General features: G+C 67.2%; 12 protein-coding genes. 7 read left to right on the top strand and 5 right to left on the bottom strand.

What is annotated here, in order from left to right; translation table 11 throughout:
* Nucleotides 1-121: 121 nt before the first annotated feature.
* Nucleotides 122-853, top strand: coding sequence for a FadR/GntR family transcriptional regulator (locus tag BKK81_RS12820; RefSeq protein WP_071013476.1), 732 nt, complete (start codon nucleotides 122-124; stop codon nucleotides 851-853).
* Nucleotides 854-918: 65 nt separating this feature from the next.
* Complete coding sequence (locus BKK81_RS12825) at nucleotides 919-2,331, top strand: FAD-binding oxidoreductase (protein ID WP_071013478.1); 1,413 nt, start codon at nucleotides 919-921, stop codon at nucleotides 2,329-2,331.
* Between the two features lie 85 nt (nucleotides 2,332-2,416).
* On the opposite strand, the gene pbpG is transcribed toward BKK81_RS12825, so the two are convergent.
* The 5 genes from pbpG to BKK81_RS12850 form a co-directional block, all read right to left on the bottom strand.
* The gene (gene pbpG, locus BKK81_RS12830) at nucleotides 2,417-3,613 is read right to left on the bottom strand and encodes a D-alanyl-D-alanine endopeptidase (protein WP_083384103.1); all 1,197 of its coding nucleotides are present in this window, start codon (nucleotides 3,611-3,613) and stop codon (nucleotides 2,417-2,419) included.
* 279 nt (nucleotides 3,614-3,892) lie between these two features.
* On the bottom strand, nucleotides 3,893-4,600 hold the full coding sequence (locus BKK81_RS12835; protein ID WP_071013481.1) for a nitroreductase: 708 nt from the start codon (nucleotides 4,598-4,600) through the stop codon (nucleotides 3,893-3,895).
* Between the two features lie 109 nt (nucleotides 4,601-4,709).
* Nucleotides 4,710-5,159, bottom strand: coding sequence for an acyl-CoA thioesterase (locus tag BKK81_RS12840; RefSeq protein WP_071013484.1), 450 nt, complete (start codon nucleotides 5,157-5,159; stop codon nucleotides 4,710-4,712).
* A 96-nt stretch (nucleotides 5,160-5,255) separates the two neighbouring features.
* The gene (locus BKK81_RS12845) at nucleotides 5,256-6,107 is read right to left on the bottom strand and encodes a DMT family transporter (protein ID WP_071016447.1); all 852 of its coding nucleotides are present in this window, start codon (nucleotides 6,105-6,107) and stop codon (nucleotides 5,256-5,258) included.
* Between the two features lie 53 nt (nucleotides 6,108-6,160).
* Nucleotides 6,161-7,108 (bottom strand): histone deacetylase family protein, encoded by a 948-nt coding sequence (locus tag BKK81_RS12850; protein WP_071013487.1) that lies wholly within the window; start codon nucleotides 7,106-7,108, stop codon nucleotides 6,161-6,163.
* A gap of 351 nt (nucleotides 7,109-7,459) precedes the next feature.
* On the opposite strand from BKK81_RS12850, the gene phaP1 reads away from it, so the two are divergent.
* The 5 genes from phaP1 (at nucleotide 7,460) to BKK81_RS12875 (ending at nucleotide 14,164) form a co-directional block, all read left to right on the top strand.
* Nucleotides 7,460-8,035, top strand: coding sequence for a TIGR01841 family phasin PhaP1 (gene phaP1, locus BKK81_RS12855; protein ID WP_071013489.1), 576 nt, complete (start codon nucleotides 7,460-7,462; stop codon nucleotides 8,033-8,035).
* Nucleotides 8,036-8,870: 835 nt separating this feature from the next.
* A complete protein-coding gene (locus tag BKK81_RS12860) occupies nucleotides 8,871-9,446 on the top strand; it encodes a fimbrial protein (protein WP_071013492.1) in 576 nt (191 codons plus the stop codon).
* Between the two features lie 12 nt (nucleotides 9,447-9,458).
* Entirely contained in the window at nucleotides 9,459-10,283 is an 825-nt protein-coding gene (locus BKK81_RS12865; RefSeq protein ID WP_071013495.1) for a fimbria/pilus periplasmic chaperone, read from the top strand.
* A gap of 168 nt (nucleotides 10,284-10,451) precedes the next feature.
* Nucleotides 10,452-13,319: a fimbria/pilus outer membrane usher protein gene (locus BKK81_RS12870; RefSeq protein ID WP_071013497.1), complete on the top strand. Its 2,868-nt coding sequence runs from the start codon at nucleotides 10,452-10,454 to the stop codon at nucleotides 13,317-13,319.
* Nucleotides 13,320-13,372: 53 nt separating this feature from the next.
* Complete coding sequence (locus BKK81_RS12875; RefSeq protein WP_071013500.1) at nucleotides 13,373-14,164, top strand: fimbrial biogenesis chaperone; 792 nt, start codon at nucleotides 13,373-13,375, stop codon at nucleotides 14,162-14,164.
* Nucleotides 14,165-14,214 lie beyond the last annotated feature (50 nt).

Raw genomic sequence — 14,214 nt, forward strand, 5'->3', positions numbered from 1 at the left:
GCCCTCCACGGCACCCTGGCGGCGGTCCTCTCCCGCCCCCCCGGGGCCAGCCGGTCATCCATCAACACTAAGTATTAACCCTTACTTATCAGATAAGCTGCAAAGCATATAATCGGCTCCCATGCGTACCCGAGCCGTCACCCTCACCGAACAGGTCACCCAGCAGTTGAGCGCGGAAATCGCCCGCGGCGACTACCCGCTCGGCAGCCGCTTGCCGAGCGGCCGCCAGTTGGCGGAACGCTTCGGTGTCAGCGCCGCCGTGATCCGCGAGGTCACCGAGCACCTGCGTGCGCAGGGGCTGGTGGAAAGCCGCCAAGGCCTGGGCTGCATGGTGCGCGCGCGCACCGGCAGTGCCGGCTTCCGTCTGCCGGCACAACTGGCCGTGGACCGAGAGGAGATGGCCAGCCTCTATGAATTGCGGCTCGAGCTCGAAGGCGCGGCCGCTGCCCTGGCGGCGTTGCGGCGCACGCAGGACGACCTCGACGCCTTGTCGGACCTGCTGCAAGGTCTGCGCCAGCGCCTGCTGGAACCGCAGCCGGCCGCCGACCTCGACACCTCCTTTCATATCGCGATCGCCGCCGCCACGCACAACAAGTACTACCAGCAACTGCTGCAGTACCTGAACGTGCAATTGCACGACGCCGTGCGCACCGCGCGCAGCAATACGCTGCGCCAGTCGGGGCTGGCCGAGGCCGTGCACGACGAACACGTGGCCGTGTTCGCCGCCATCGAGGCAGGCGACCCCGTGCGTGCCCGGGCCGCCGCCGAGGCCCATCTGCGCGGTGCGGCCGCCCGCCTCGGCCTGCGGCTGGAAGGCAAGGGCCCATTCCCAGCTGCCCCGGCCCCGGCCTGACGGCGGCGTGCCGGCATGCCGGAACCCTGCATCCGTTTCCCTGAACCCGATCTCCCTGCCTGATCATGCAACCTGACGATTTCCTGCCCCGCCTCGTCGAGGCGCTCGGCCCCGATACGGTGGCCACCCGCCCGGAAGACATCGCCCCCTGGCTCGCCGACTGGCGCGGCCTCTATCGGGGCCAGGCACAGGCGGTGGTACGCCCGCGCCGCGTCGAGGAAGTGTCGCGCGCGCTCGCCCTGTGCCAGCAGGCCGCGGTACCGGTGGTGCCGCGCGGCGGCAATACCGGACTGTGCGGCGCCGCCACGCCGGATGGCAGCCCCCGCAACGTGGTGCTGAGCCTGGACCGCATGAACGCGATCCGCTCGATCGACACCATCGCCAACACCATGGTGGCCGAGGCCGGCTGCATCCTGGGCAACCTGCGCCGCGCCGCCGAGGCCGAGCACCGGCTGCTGCCACTGAGCCTGGCAGCGGAAGACTCCTGCCAGATCGGCGGCAACCTCGCCACCAACGCCGGTGGCGTCAATGTGGTCCGCTACGGCATGACGCGCGAACTGGTGCTGGGCATCGAAGCCGTGCTGCCTACCGGTGAGGTGTTCCACGGCCTGCGGGCCTTGCGCAAGGACAATACCGGCTACGACCTCAAGCAATTGCTGATCGGCTCGGAAGGCACGCTGGGCGTCATCACCGCAGCCGCGCTGCGCCTGCTGCCGCGCACCGACGTGCGCAGCGTGGTGCTGGCCGCCGTGGAGTCCCCGGCGCAGGCCCTGTCGCTGTTCTCGCTGCTCTACGCCCGCTGCGGCGCGCGCCTGCAGGCCTTCGAGTTCTTCACCGGGGACTGCGTGGACCTCGTGCTGGCCCATGCCGAAGGCGTGCAGGAGCCGTTTGCCACGCGTTACCCCGGCTATGTGCTGGTGGAGTTGGCCGACACGACCGACGAGTCCGCGCTCGGCGCCCTGCTCGAGCAAGTGATCGGCACGGCGCTGGATGACGGCTTGTGCCTCGACGCCGCGGTCTCGGCCTCGCTGGCGCAATTGCAGGCCCTGTGGAAGCTGCGCGAAGAGATCTCGGAAGCGCAACGGGCCGACGGTCCCCACCTGAAGCATGACGTCTCGTTGCCGATCGAACGGATCCCGGCCTTCATGGACAGCATGGCGCAGCGGGTGGCCCGGCTCGATCCCGGCATCCGCCCCTTCATCTTCGGCCACTTCGGCGACGGCAACCTGCACTACAACCTCTCGCGCCCGGCCGGCGCCGGCCCCGACTGGGCCACCCGGCACGGCAAGGCGGTCACGGCGGAAGTGATCGACGAAGTGGTGCGCTATGGCGGCAGCATCAGCGCCGAGCACGGCATCGGCCAGCTCAAGCGTGATGACTTCCTGCGCACCAAGGATCCGCTGGAGTTGCGGCTGATGAGCGAGATCAAGCGGGTCTTCGACCCCGCAGGCATCATGAACCCGGGCAAGCTGCTCTGACGCGGCTGCGCCGCACAGGCCGTAAAAAAACAAAGCGCCGGTCGATCGACCGGCGCTTTGTCTTACGTGCACCCGCTGCCCGGGATCAGGTCCCGCGAGGTTGCTGCGACGCCAGCACCGCCTGCGGCGACGTCGGACCCTGGGTCAGATTGGGTGCTCCGGGAAAGGGGCGCGGCTGGATCGACGGCGAGTGCTCCAGCCAGTCGCGCACGCGGGTGGCATCGGCGAAGCGCGACAGCTTGCCGACCGAGTCCAGGAACACCATCACGACATTGCGGCCGTGCACGCGCGCCTGCATCACCAGGCACTGGCCGGCCTCGGAAATGAAGCCCGTCTTCTGCAGGCCGATATCCCAGTTGCCACCGCGCACCAGGCGATTCGTACTGACATAGTGCAGCGGGCGGCCCAGCACGTTGACCTCGTACTCGGTCTGGGTGGAGAACTCGCGGATGGTCGGGTTGCGGTAGGCCGCATTGACCAGGCGCGCCAGGTCGACCGCGCTGGAGACGTTGCTGCTCGACAGGCCGTTCGAGTCGACGTAGTGCGTGTCGTTCATGCCCAGCTCGCGCGCCTTGCGGTTCATCGCCTGCACGAAGGCAGGCAGGCCGCCCGGATAGTTGCGGCCGAGCGCCGAGGCGGCGCGGTTTTCCGAAGACATCAGCGCCAGCAGCAGCATGTCGTGGCGGCTGAGCTGGGCGCCGAAACGCAGGCGCGAGCCACTGTGCTTCTCGGTATCGCGGTCTTCCTCGGTGATGGTGAGCATCTCTTCCATCGGCTGGCGCGCCTCCAGCACCACCGTCGCCGTCATCAGCTTGGTGATCGAGGCGATCGGCAGCACCGCATTGGGGTTCTTCTGGAACAGCACCTCATTGGTGTCCTGGTCCATCACCAGCGCCACGCTGGAACGCAGCGCCAGCGCGTCGGCGGTCTCGCGCAGGCCGAGCGCCTCGCCCATCGAGGGCTTGGCCGGCGTGAAGGCGGTGCGCACCGGCACCGCCTGGCGCTGCGTCACCACGTGACGCTTGCCGTTCTTCAGCACCACTACCTTGCGGGTGGCGCCTTCCGCCTTGGCGGACTTCTTGGCCGCGCCAGCGGCGGCCGTCTTCTTCGTGCTCTTGCTCGTCTTCTTGGCCGTCTTACTGGTCTTGCCGTTCGATCCGGCGTCGGCCGCGTGCGCCACGGGCACGGCGAGCAGGGACGCGGACACCATCACGGCAGTGGCGGCGGAGGACAACGAGGAGAGGCCGAAGAATCTCAGGAATGGGGAATCGGACCGGGACATGATTCGTTCAGCGCATCAGGGATGGCGCCAGTTTAGGAAAAGTTGAAATTGTTAGCAAGATTAGAGACTTACGATCGCTCCTTAAAGTTCGATTTGCAAACATTTCCACGATGCGATAAATGTTATGCAAAAAGCACTCATCGGCCGGATTCCCCAGTCACCCAACGAAACAGGCGATCCACCGGATCGCCTGCGGGACCATGCCCGGAAACGACTCGTCAGCCACAAACACAAGGTGGGAGGCCGGTTACGGCGCTCCCTCGCGATGTCACTGCGGTCTCAACTGAGAAAACGCGCGAACCCGCTGACCGGTTCACGTTCCGTGCTCAATTGATTGGCGATGGCATCCGGATCGGCGTAACCGAGGGACATCCCGCACACCACCATCTCGTCTTCCGTCAGGCGCAGATGATCGCCGATGACGCGATGGAAGCGCGCAAAGGCCGCCTGTGGACAGGTATCCAGCCCGCGCGCCCGCGCCGCGATCATCAGGCTCTGCAGGAACATGCCGTAATCGAGCCAGCTGCCCTGCTCCATGATGCGGTCGATGGTGAAGATCAATCCGACCGGCGCGTCGAAGAAGCGGAAGTTACGCGCATGCTGCTCGTGCATGCGCGCCTTGTCCTCGCGGCTGATCTCCAGCAATTCATAGAGATCCCAGCCCACCTTGCGGCGTCGCGCCAGATAGGGATCGATCCACTCGCGCGGATAGTAGGGATATTCTTCCAGATACTTGCTGTCGCGCTCCGGATCGTCGTAGGCCGCCAGCACATCGGTGCACAGGCGCGCCTTGGCATCGCCGGTCAGCACGTAGACGCGCCAAGGCTGGGAATTGGTACCGGACGGTGCGCGGCTGGCCACGCCGAGGATGTCCTCCACCGTCTCGCGCGGCACCGGGGTATCGAGGAAAGCGCGCACCGAGCGCCGGGTGAGGATGGCCCGGTCGACCGCCGCCACCTCGTCGGGCAGCGGGCCTTGCGGCTCCACGGACCTTGCTTGCTTCAGGACTTGCTTGACGGCTTGCTTCACGGCTGGTTCACCTCGCCGGCCCCTCGCCTTCCCGCCCCGTGCGGCAGGTGCGCCACGGCACCCTGCCTCATGCCGATTCCGCCAGCTCGACCGCCAGCGGCGAGAGTACCCGCCGCAGTGCCTCGGGCAGCGGGACCGGCCGGCGCGACGCGCGGTCGACGTAGACATGGACGAAGTGTCCCTGCGCCGCCGCCGTCTCCGCCTCGCCGCGGAACAGCCCCACCTCGTAGCGCACACTGGTATTGCCCAGGCGTGCCACGCGCAGCCCGGCCACCACGGTATCGGGAAAGCTAAGTGAGTCGAAGTAGTTGCATTGTGTTTCGATGACCAGGCCGATGGTCTCGCCCGCGGCCGGGTCCAGCACTCCTTGCTCGATCAGGTAGCGGTTCACCACCGTATCGAAGTAGCTGTAGTAGACGACGTTGTTGACGTGGCCATAGACATCATTGTCCATCCAGCGCGTGGTGATGGGAAGGAAATGACGATAGGCGCTGCGGGGTTCTGCTTGCGGTTTCATGGCTCGCGCTCGGTCAGGTTCAGCGAATGGACGAGTGGATGGGATGGCCGGAAAATCGGCCCGGGAGACGGCGAAGTCTCCCGAAGGCGGCGGCGCTCAACGGCGCATGACGAGGGCTACCCCCGCCACCGCCAAGGCCATGCCCAGCGCTGCCAGCGGCGGGAAACGCTCGCCGAACAACAGCCAGGCCATCACCGCCGTGGTGGGCGGCGTCAGGTACATCAGGCTGGACACGCGCGTGGCAGCACCTTGCCGCAGCAGGACGAAGAGCAGCGAGATAGCGCCGATCGACAAGGCAAGCACCGACCATAGCAGTGCACACACCATCGCCGCGGTCCACTGCACCTCACGTGTCTCGAACAGGAACATGAACGGCAGGCAGGCCAGCGCCGATGCCGCGAACTGGATCACCGAACCGATGCGCAGGTCGAACACCGGGCAATAACGCTTCTGGTACAGCGTGCCGATGGTGATGCACAGCAAGGCGCCCAGCGCCAGCAGCAGCGACGCCGGTGACATGCCGGCCACCGTCAGCTTGTTGGCCACCACCAGCCCGACGCCGGCGATGCCGCACAGCAGCCCCAGCCATTGCCGGGCACCGATGCGCTCGCCCAGCCGCGTGGCGATCAGCGCGGTCAGCACCGGCTGCATGCCCACGATCAGCGCCGACACGCCGGCCGGCATGCCCAGCTTGACCGCGGCCCAGACCCCGCCCAGGTAGCCAGCCTGCAGGAACAGGCCGGCCAGGGCCAGATGGCCGACCTTGCGCCAGTCGGTACGTCCCTGGCGTTGCGGCAGCGGCACCCGCGCAAGCAGCACGAAGGGAAGCATGAAGACCAGCACGCCGGCGAAGCGCAGGAACAGGAAGGTCATGGGCTCGGCATAAGGCATGCCGTACTTGGCAACGATGAAGCCGGTGCTCCAGATCAGCACGAACAGCCATGGCATGCAGGCCACCCACAGCCGGGAGCCGCCGGCACGCGTACCCGCCGCCGCGCCGCTCACGCCGCCGCTCCTGCCACGCGCGCCGTCGCGGCTGCGCCGCGCAGCGGATGGCGTAACTGATACTGCGCCGCCAGTGCCACGGTCTGCACATGGACGGCCACCGTGTCCTCGATCTGCCGGCCATAGCCGCCCGCCATCGCCACGGCCACCGGCAGACGGCGCGCCAGCGCATAGTCGAAGACCAGGGCATCGCGCCGAGCCAGGCCGCCCAGGGTGAGTTTGAGCCGGCCGAGCCGGTCGCCCTCATGCGGATCCGCACCGGCCAGGTAGATGATCAGTTGCGGCGAGAAGCGCTGCGACAGCATTTCGATCGCCTGCTGCAGCGCCTGCAGGTAGGCTTCGTCGCCGCAGCCGTCGGGCAGGCCCACGTCCAGGTCGCTGGCCTCCTTGCGGAAGGGGTAGTTCTTCTCCCCGTGCAAGGACAGCGTGAAAATGCTCGGGTCGCCGGCCAGGATGGAGGCCGTGCCGTTGCCCTGGTGCACGTCGAGGTCGACCACCGCTACGCGTGCGACGCGGCCCTCCGCCTGTAGCGCCCGTGCCGCGATGGCGGCATCGTTGAAGACGCAGAAGCCGCCGCCCTTGTCGGCATAGGCGTGATGGGTGCCGCCGGCCAGGTTGACCGCGATGCCGTCGGCCAGCGCCGCCCTGCACGCGGCAATCGACGCACCGGCGGAGCGCCGCGAGCGCTCCACCATTTCGACCGACCAAGGGAAACCGATCTCGCGCTGGCGCGCTGCATCGAGTTGCCCGGCCGATACCTGCCGCACATAGTCGGCAGTGTGGGCGCGCAGCAAGTCTGCATCGTCCGCCCGCGGCGCCTCGCACAGCTCCAGCCCGGTTACCGAGGCCGCCACGCCGTCGCGCAGCATGCGGTACTTCCGCATCGGGAAGCGGTGGTCCGGCGGCAGCGGCAAGACGAACTCGTCGGCGTAGTAGGCAAGCATGGCTCGGGCAGGCGGGGCAGGCGGGGCAAGCGCGGCTGGCAGTCGCCACGCGAAGCCGAGATGTTAGCACTGCTCCCCGCCCCCCACCGGCGCGGGGGTTGCAGGCGTACGAGGCGGCACTTTTCCTCGACATGCACCCTCTTTTTTGTGCGATGCACAAAAAGCGCTTGACAGCCTCCGCGCTTCCCCTAGAATAGGAATTGTTGCAGCGCATCATCCTCGATCGAAGCGGGTGAGTGCTGCGGACGAATACGCCTGGGCTTGGCTTTACGACAGGTTCCACCTGTCACCGCTATGACATCTGGGCGGCCTAACGTTGCTTGAATCTGAACCCACCACTGGAGACTCAGCATGATCCTGACCCCGGAACAAGTTGCAGCTGCACAAAAAGCCAATCTGGAAACCCTGTTCGGCCTGACCACCAAGGCGTTCGAAGGCGTCGAGAAGCTGGTTGAACTGAACCTGCAGGTCGTCAAGACCACCTTCGCCGAAAACGTCGACAACGCCAAGAAGGCGCTGTCCGCCAAGGACGCGCAGGAACTGCTGGCCATCCAGGCTTCGCTGGTCCAGCCCGTCGCCGAGAAGGCCCTGGCCTACACCCGTCACCTGTATGAAATCGCCTCGGAAACCCAGGGCGAGTTCACCAAGGTCGCCGAAGCCCAACTGGCCGAAGGCTCGAAGAAGGTGCAAGCCCTGGTCGACAACTTCGCCAAGAACGCGCCGGCCGGCTCCGAATCGACCGTCGCCATCGTGAAGTCCGCGATCAGCGCCGCCAACAACGCCTACGAGTCGGTGCAGAAGGCCACCAAGCAAGCCGTGGAAATCGCCGAAAGCAATTTCCAAGCTGCCGCCAGCGCTGCCAGCAAGGCTGCCCAGCAAGCCGGCGCCACTGCCCGCTCGGCTGCCAAGAAGCCCGCTGCCGCCTAAGTCAGGCAAAGCAGCACCGCCGCCGGCCCTGCCGGCGGCGGTCCGGCCGGCCTCGCCGGCCCGTTGGCAAAGCGCCCCTGCCACAGCAGCGCGCTTTGCCAACGGCGGTCCGATCGGACCCCTCCCCTTGTCTCCTCGGTATCCGCCTTGCGTAACGCAACGGTACCCTTGAACCCGGCAACACGCCGGGTTTTTTTCGCCCCCCCCTCCTTGCATCCGACTGCCCGCCTTCCAGCTTGACCGCAGGCATTCCTGACGGCCGACTGTCTTGTCCGTTAATTGCGCAAGGATGCCGCCAATACTATCCCGTTTCACCCGGCCACCGCTCTGCCGGCAAGCCTGCGGCCGGGCCGCCCCCATCGACCTCTGCCATCGACCAGCTGCGCCATGCCGCCCGCTGTGTACGTCCTTCACCGGCCGGCTGTTTCACGGCCATATGCACTGGCCTGCCACCGGATAAGAAAAAACCCACCCAAGACGATCAAATCAAATCGGACAGATCACAGAAAAACCAATGACAAGGGGAAATATCCACCATTAATCGCGGAATAAATATCAAACAAGATAAAAGATACAAAAAGGAGAATTAAGAAAAACAAATATCGGATAAATACTATCCAAATTTCGCATTATTACTAGACCTAAGCCGCGCCGGAGCCATTAAAGTAGTCCCTGCAGATGCCTGAGAGATCACGTTCAGGCGCATGCACGCCTTCCACGGCGTCCCCGGCGGTAAAGCAGAAAGCCTCCACCGGATACCCAACCGCTCCCGTGCCCCCGGATTTTCAAAAACGTGCTGGAGCGATTTTTCAAATCATTGAAAAGGACCTTAAAAATGAAACGTATCGCCCTCGCCTCGCTCGTCGCCCTGGCGGCCGGCCTGCCCACGCTATCGCATGCCTTCGACGGCAGGATCCAGTTCTCGGGCAAGATTTTCGACACCACCTGCAAGATCAACCCCAGCGATACCGACAAGCTCGTGGAGTTTCCCCAGCTCAAGCCTGCCGATTTCGACACCAACGGCAGACCGGCAAACACGCTCCTGTCGCCGACGGAATTCAGCATCCAGCTGTCCAATTGCACCTTCAGCGCAGGCTCCACCCCCAAGGCCAAGATCAAGTTCGACGATCTCGGCGCCCTGGTGGATCGCAACAACGGCGGCCTGATGAACCTGACCGGTACTGACTACGCGGAGAACGTCCAGGTCAACCTTTACGGCGATAGTGCCGGCACCCAGAAACTGATGCTGGGAAGCAATCCGGCCACGCCGTCCTTCGCCATCGACTCGGCCACGAACTCGGTGACGCTGAAGTACTACGCCAACCTGGTCCGCCAGGATACGACCGGCCCCGCCGGCGTGCGGCCCGGCATCTACAACTCGCAGATCCGCTACCAGATCGCCTACGAATAAGGAGGGCGAGACATGGCGCCGGCGATGCGCAGCATCCTCTTCCTCCTGGCCGCCGGTGCCATGGCGCTGGCGGCCCCGGTTCAGGCCAGCCTGGTCCTGCAGGGCACGCGCCTGGTCTTTCCCGGCAATGCCCGCGACGTATCGCTGCAGATCCAGAACAGCGGCAACGCACCCGCCCTGATGCAGACCTGGATCGACGACGGGCGCGCGGACCTGCCGCCGGATCGCGTGACCACGCCTTTCATGGTCACGCCGGCAGTCAGCCGTGTCGAACCCGACAGCGGCGCCGTCCTGCGCATCAGCCGGCTGCGAGACGACCTGCCCCAGGACCGCGAGTCCGTCTATTGGATCAACGTGGTCGACGTTCCGCCCACGCCGAAGACCACGCAGAGGGACTTCGTGCTTCTGTCCTTCCGCACCCGCATCAAGCTGTTCTACCGTCCGGCACCGCTGGTCACGCGGGAAGTCTCGGTTGCAGGCGACCGGCTGACTTGGACGCTGCTGCCAGCCCCGGCGCACGCCGGTCAGCCGCCCTCGGGACGGGCCGCGCAGCAGATCGAGGTTTCCAATCCCACGCCTTATTACGTCTCCTTCAGTGCTGTAGAGGCCAAGGTCGGCGACAAGGTGGTGGATGCCGGCGGCGGCATGGTCGCCCCGTTCAGCCAGTTGCGCTTCGATCTTCACGACAACCTGCCTCGCACCGCTGAACGGCCAGCCGTCCGTTACCACGTGATCACCGACTTCGGCGGTACGCACACGCTGGAGAAGTTCCTCGATTCTCCGCCTGCGGTGACGCCGTCCCCGGTGGCGCCTCCCCCGATGACGCCATCGCGCTAGGCGCTCGCGCTGCCCTCCTCAACCCGCTGCCAAGCGGTGCGGAGGCGGCGCCGCCCGTCAGTACTCGCTCGTTCCATGCGCAATCAACCCACATCTCGCTTCCCGCCAACCCGCATGCCTCGTTCGTCCCGGCACGGGCGGACGCGTTCTGCAACGCACAGCCCCATCATGCTGGCGGTCGGCCTGATGCTGCCCTCCTTCGCGCTGGGTGCCGGCCAAACGGGTGCCGGCATTGGCATGCTGCTGGAGCAGGCGCGTGCCAGCGACCCGGACAAGGCCACCGGCCCGGCGTCGAGCGAGGCCGACAGCAACGCACCGCCGGCCGCCCCTGCCAGCGCGCAGGCGTCGGCGGCGGCAGACGCCAAAGGCGCCAGCAGCGCACACGAGGTGCCAGCCCGCACGCCGCTACGCGCGGCAGAAGCAGTGGTCTTCGATAGCGCCTTCCTGGTCCAGGGCTCCGACGGCCAGCAGATCGACACCGCGCGCTTCGCGCGCGGCAATCCGGTCGAGCCCGGAAAACATCGCCTCGACCTGATGGTCAACGGGCAGTGGCGCGGATTGGAAGACGTGGAGTTCCGCCGCGCGTCGGATCGAGCCGAGGCTGAGCCCGTCCCCTGCTTCAGCCGCGAATTGCTGGCCCGGGCCGGCGTGGACCTGGACAAGGCCGCGCGCGGCCAGGACCAGCTGGGCAATACCCAGATGCCCGAGGGCCTGGTGTGCGCGCCGCTCTCCGACTATGTGCCGGGGGCCGAGGTGCGCCTCGACCAGGGCGAGCAGAAGCTCTACCTCACGGTGCCGCACATCTTCCTGCGCAGCGGCAGCTCGCCCACCTATGTCGCCCCCGAGAACTGGGACCAGGGTATCCCGGGCGCGCGGCTCAACTACCACACCAACCTGTTCACGACCCAGGCCAACGGCAGCAGCCAGACCAGCGGCTATGCCGGCCTGGACATGGGAGTGAACATCGGCAGCGTACGCCTGCGCCACAGCGGCACCGTCGCCTGGTCGCCGCAAAGCGGCCTGGACTACCAGCGCGGCCTGACCTATGCCCAGACCGATCTCCCACCCTTGCGTTCGCAGCTGCTGCTCGGCGAAAGCACCACGGGCGCCGAATTCTTCGACCCCGTCTCCTTCCGCGGCGTGCGCCTGAGCAGCGATGACCGCATGCTGCCCGACATCTATCGCAGCTACGCGCCCGTGGTGCGCGGCACGGCGAACTCGAACGCAAAGGTCACCATCCACCAGCGCGGCTACCAGATCTACGAAACCACGGTCGCGCCCGGGCCATTCGCCATCGACGACCTGCAGGCGGCCAGCTACGGCGGCGACCTGGAAGTGCGCGTCACCGAGGCCGGCGGACAGGTGCATACGTTCACCGTTCCCTTCGCCACGGCGGTGCAGATGCTGCGCCCCGGCGCCCACCGCTTCAGCGCGACCCTGGGCCAGACCAACGACCCCAGCCTGAGCCACCGGCAGTTCCTGTTGCAGGGGGTCTACCAATACGGCCTCGACAACGACCTGACCGTCTACGGCGGCGCCTCGCTGACCAACGGCTACCAGTCCGCGCTGGCCGGGGCCGCCATCAATACCCCCGTCGGCGCATTCACCGCCGACGTCACCGCATCGAATACCAGCCCGCCTGGAGGGAGAAGCCACCGCGGGACGAGCTATCGCCTGACCTACAGCAAGAACCTGCCGCAGGCCGGTACCGACTTCTCCCTGCTGGCCTACCGCTATGCCACCCCGGGCTACCTCGGCCTGTCCGACGCAGTGGCGATGCGCGACCGGGCTGACCGCGGCATCAGCTTCGGCAGCACGACGCGCATGCGCACCCGGCTCGACGCCAACATCAGCCAGCGCCTCGGCAATACCGGCGGCAGCATCTACCTGACCGGCTCGTCGATGCAGTACTGGAACCAGCCCGGGACCGTGCTTTCTTTCGCGGCGGGCTACAGCAACAGCTGGCGCGGCATCACCTACAGCGTGTCCGCCCAGCGGCTGACGACCCAGTCCCTCGCCTCGTCGGCCGGCAACCGCACCAATACCCTGATCAGCGTCAATCTCAACATCCCGCTCGGACGCGAAGTGGGCGGCGCGCCGACGCTGAGCCTCTTCACCACCCACGACGACCGCGCCGGCACGCAAGGCATGCTGGGTGCCAGCGATACTTTCGGCCAGTTGAGCCAGGGCTACTACAACCTGTCGCTCTCGGGCGACAGCAGCAGCAATCGCGCGACCGCCAACGCCAGCGTCAGCTACCGCCTGTCCAGCGCCGATGTCGGCGCCAGCGTGTCCTGGGGCAACGGCTCGCGCCAGGGCTCGCTGAGCGCATCCGGCGGCGTGGTCGCGCACCCTGGCGGCGTCACGCTGGCACGCTCGCTGGGCGAGACCATCGCGCTGGTCCATGCCCCCCACGCCGAAGGCGCGCGCACCACCTCGCAGACCGAGATCGATCGGCACGGCTACGCCGTGGTCACGGCATTGTCGCCCTACCGCCTCAATACCATCGAGCTCGATCCCAGCGGCATGTCGCAGGACGTCGAACTCAAACAGAGTGCGCGCAGCGTGGCGCCCCGCGCAGGCGCTATCGTCCGCCTCGACTACCCCACACAGCGTGCCTTCCCGATCCTGATCGACAGCCGCCAGCCGGACGGCAGGCCGCTGCCCTTCGCCGCCACGGCGGTCGACGCCCGCAGCGGAGCCGTGATCGGCGCAGTGGGCCAGGGCAGCCGGCTGGTGGTCCGCACCGATCAGGAGCGCGGCAGCATCCTCGTCCAGTGGGGCGGACAGCAGTGCCAGATCGACTATGCGCTGCCGGCCAGCGACGGCGCGCGGCAGCGCGGCTTCCAGCAGTTCGAGCTGCCCTGCCGTCTGCTCCCCGCGGCACGGCCCGCCGCACCGGACCGCAGCGGCACGGAAGGCGCCGGCGAACAGGCGGACCGGACGCGCCGCGAAGCCTACGGAGCCGACCAGGCACCCGCCGCCGGCCGGCATTTCGCGACGCCTTGGCGTGCCACCGGCTCCGTCACATGGTGAGCCCGGCGGCGCACTCGCGTATCCCCCCATCCGGCATGCCCGCATCGCGGGCAATGTCGGCACGGTCGGTACGGTCGGCACTGCAGGCGCTGCTTGCCGCGCTGGCGGCGCTAACGCTGCAGGCGTGCGGCCTGCTGCCGGGCGCCGGCAGCGCACACGCGGCCCTCGCCGTCACAGGCACCCGCTTCATCTATCCCGCCGGCTTGACACAACAGACCATCCGCGTCGCCAACAGCGGCGACCAGCCGGTGCTGCTGCAGACCTGGCTGGATCGCGGCGCGCCGGATGCCGACCCAAGCACGCTGGCCGTGCCCTTCCTGCTCACGCCGCCGCTCGTACGCCTCGACCCCAAGGGGAGCGTCGCCCTGCAGCTCCGCCACAGCGGCGAAGCCATGCCCGAGGATCGCGAGTCCGTGTTCTGGATCAACTTCCTGGAAGTGCCGCCTCGCCCGCCCGGCGACAACTGGCGCTTGAAACTCGCCGTGCGCCTGCGCATGAAAGTCCTGTACCGCCCGCGCGGCCTGGATGGCAGTCCGGAACGCGCCATCGCGCGCCTGCGCTGGCAGCTGCGGCCCGGCGAACGGGGAGCCGGCCCGACACTGGAAGCCCGCAACGACTCGCCCTACTTCGTCAGTCTCGCCGAGGTTGCGCTAGCGGGAACGCCGTCGCCGCTGCGGCTCGGCGGCCTCACGGTGCCGCCTTTCGGCAGCGCCGCGCTGCCGTTGCCACAGGGCATCGAAGCCTTGCCCCCCGGGACCCCGTTGCGCTACCAGGCCGCGGGCGACGGTGGCGAGGCCATCCACGGCGAAGCCGAGATCGCCCGGGACGGCTCGCCCGCGCCATGAGCAAGGAGCACTGGATTCTCTTGCAGCCCGCCCCATCGGTGGCGGGCTGC

The organism is Cupriavidus sp. USMAHM13 (genome assembly GCF_001854285.1).
Lineage (GTDB): Bacteria > Pseudomonadota > Gammaproteobacteria > Burkholderiales > Burkholderiaceae > Cupriavidus > Cupriavidus malaysiensis.

Bases quoted from the DNA above. Each gene is read 5' to 3' on its own strand.
- BKK81_RS12820 (WP_071013476.1), top strand. From the start codon at position 122: ATGCGTACCCGAGCCGTCACCCTCACCGAACAGGTCACCCAGCAGTTG.
- BKK81_RS12825 (WP_071013478.1), top strand. From the start codon at position 919: ATGCAACCTGACGATTTCCTGCCCCGCCTCGTCGAGGCGCTCGGCCCC.
- pbpG (WP_083384103.1), bottom strand. From the start codon at position 3,613: ATGTCCCGGTCCGATTCCCCATTCCTGAGATTCTTCGGCCTCTCCTCG.
- BKK81_RS12840 (WP_071013484.1), bottom strand. From the start codon at position 5,159: ATGAAACCGCAAGCAGAACCCCGCAGCGCCTATCGTCATTTCCTTCCC.
- BKK81_RS12845 (WP_071016447.1), bottom strand. From the start codon at position 6,107: ATGCCATGGCTGTTCGTGCTGATCTGGAGCACCGGCTTCATCGTTGCC.
- BKK81_RS12850 (WP_071013487.1), bottom strand. From the start codon at position 7,108: ATGCTTGCCTACTACGCCGACGAGTTCGTCTTGCCGCTGCCGCCGGAC.
- phaP1 (WP_071013489.1), top strand. From the start codon at position 7,460: ATGATCCTGACCCCGGAACAAGTTGCAGCTGCACAAAAAGCCAATCTG.
- BKK81_RS12860 (WP_071013492.1), top strand. From the start codon at position 8,871: ATGAAACGTATCGCCCTCGCCTCGCTCGTCGCCCTGGCGGCCGGCCTG.
- BKK81_RS12865 (WP_071013495.1), top strand. From the start codon at position 9,459: ATGGCGCCGGCGATGCGCAGCATCCTCTTCCTCCTGGCCGCCGGTGCC.
- BKK81_RS12870 (WP_071013497.1), top strand. From the start codon at position 10,452: ATGCTGGCGGTCGGCCTGATGCTGCCCTCCTTCGCGCTGGGTGCCGGC.
- BKK81_RS12875 (WP_071013500.1), top strand. From the start codon at position 13,373: ATGTCGGCACGGTCGGTACGGTCGGCACTGCAGGCGCTGCTTGCCGCG.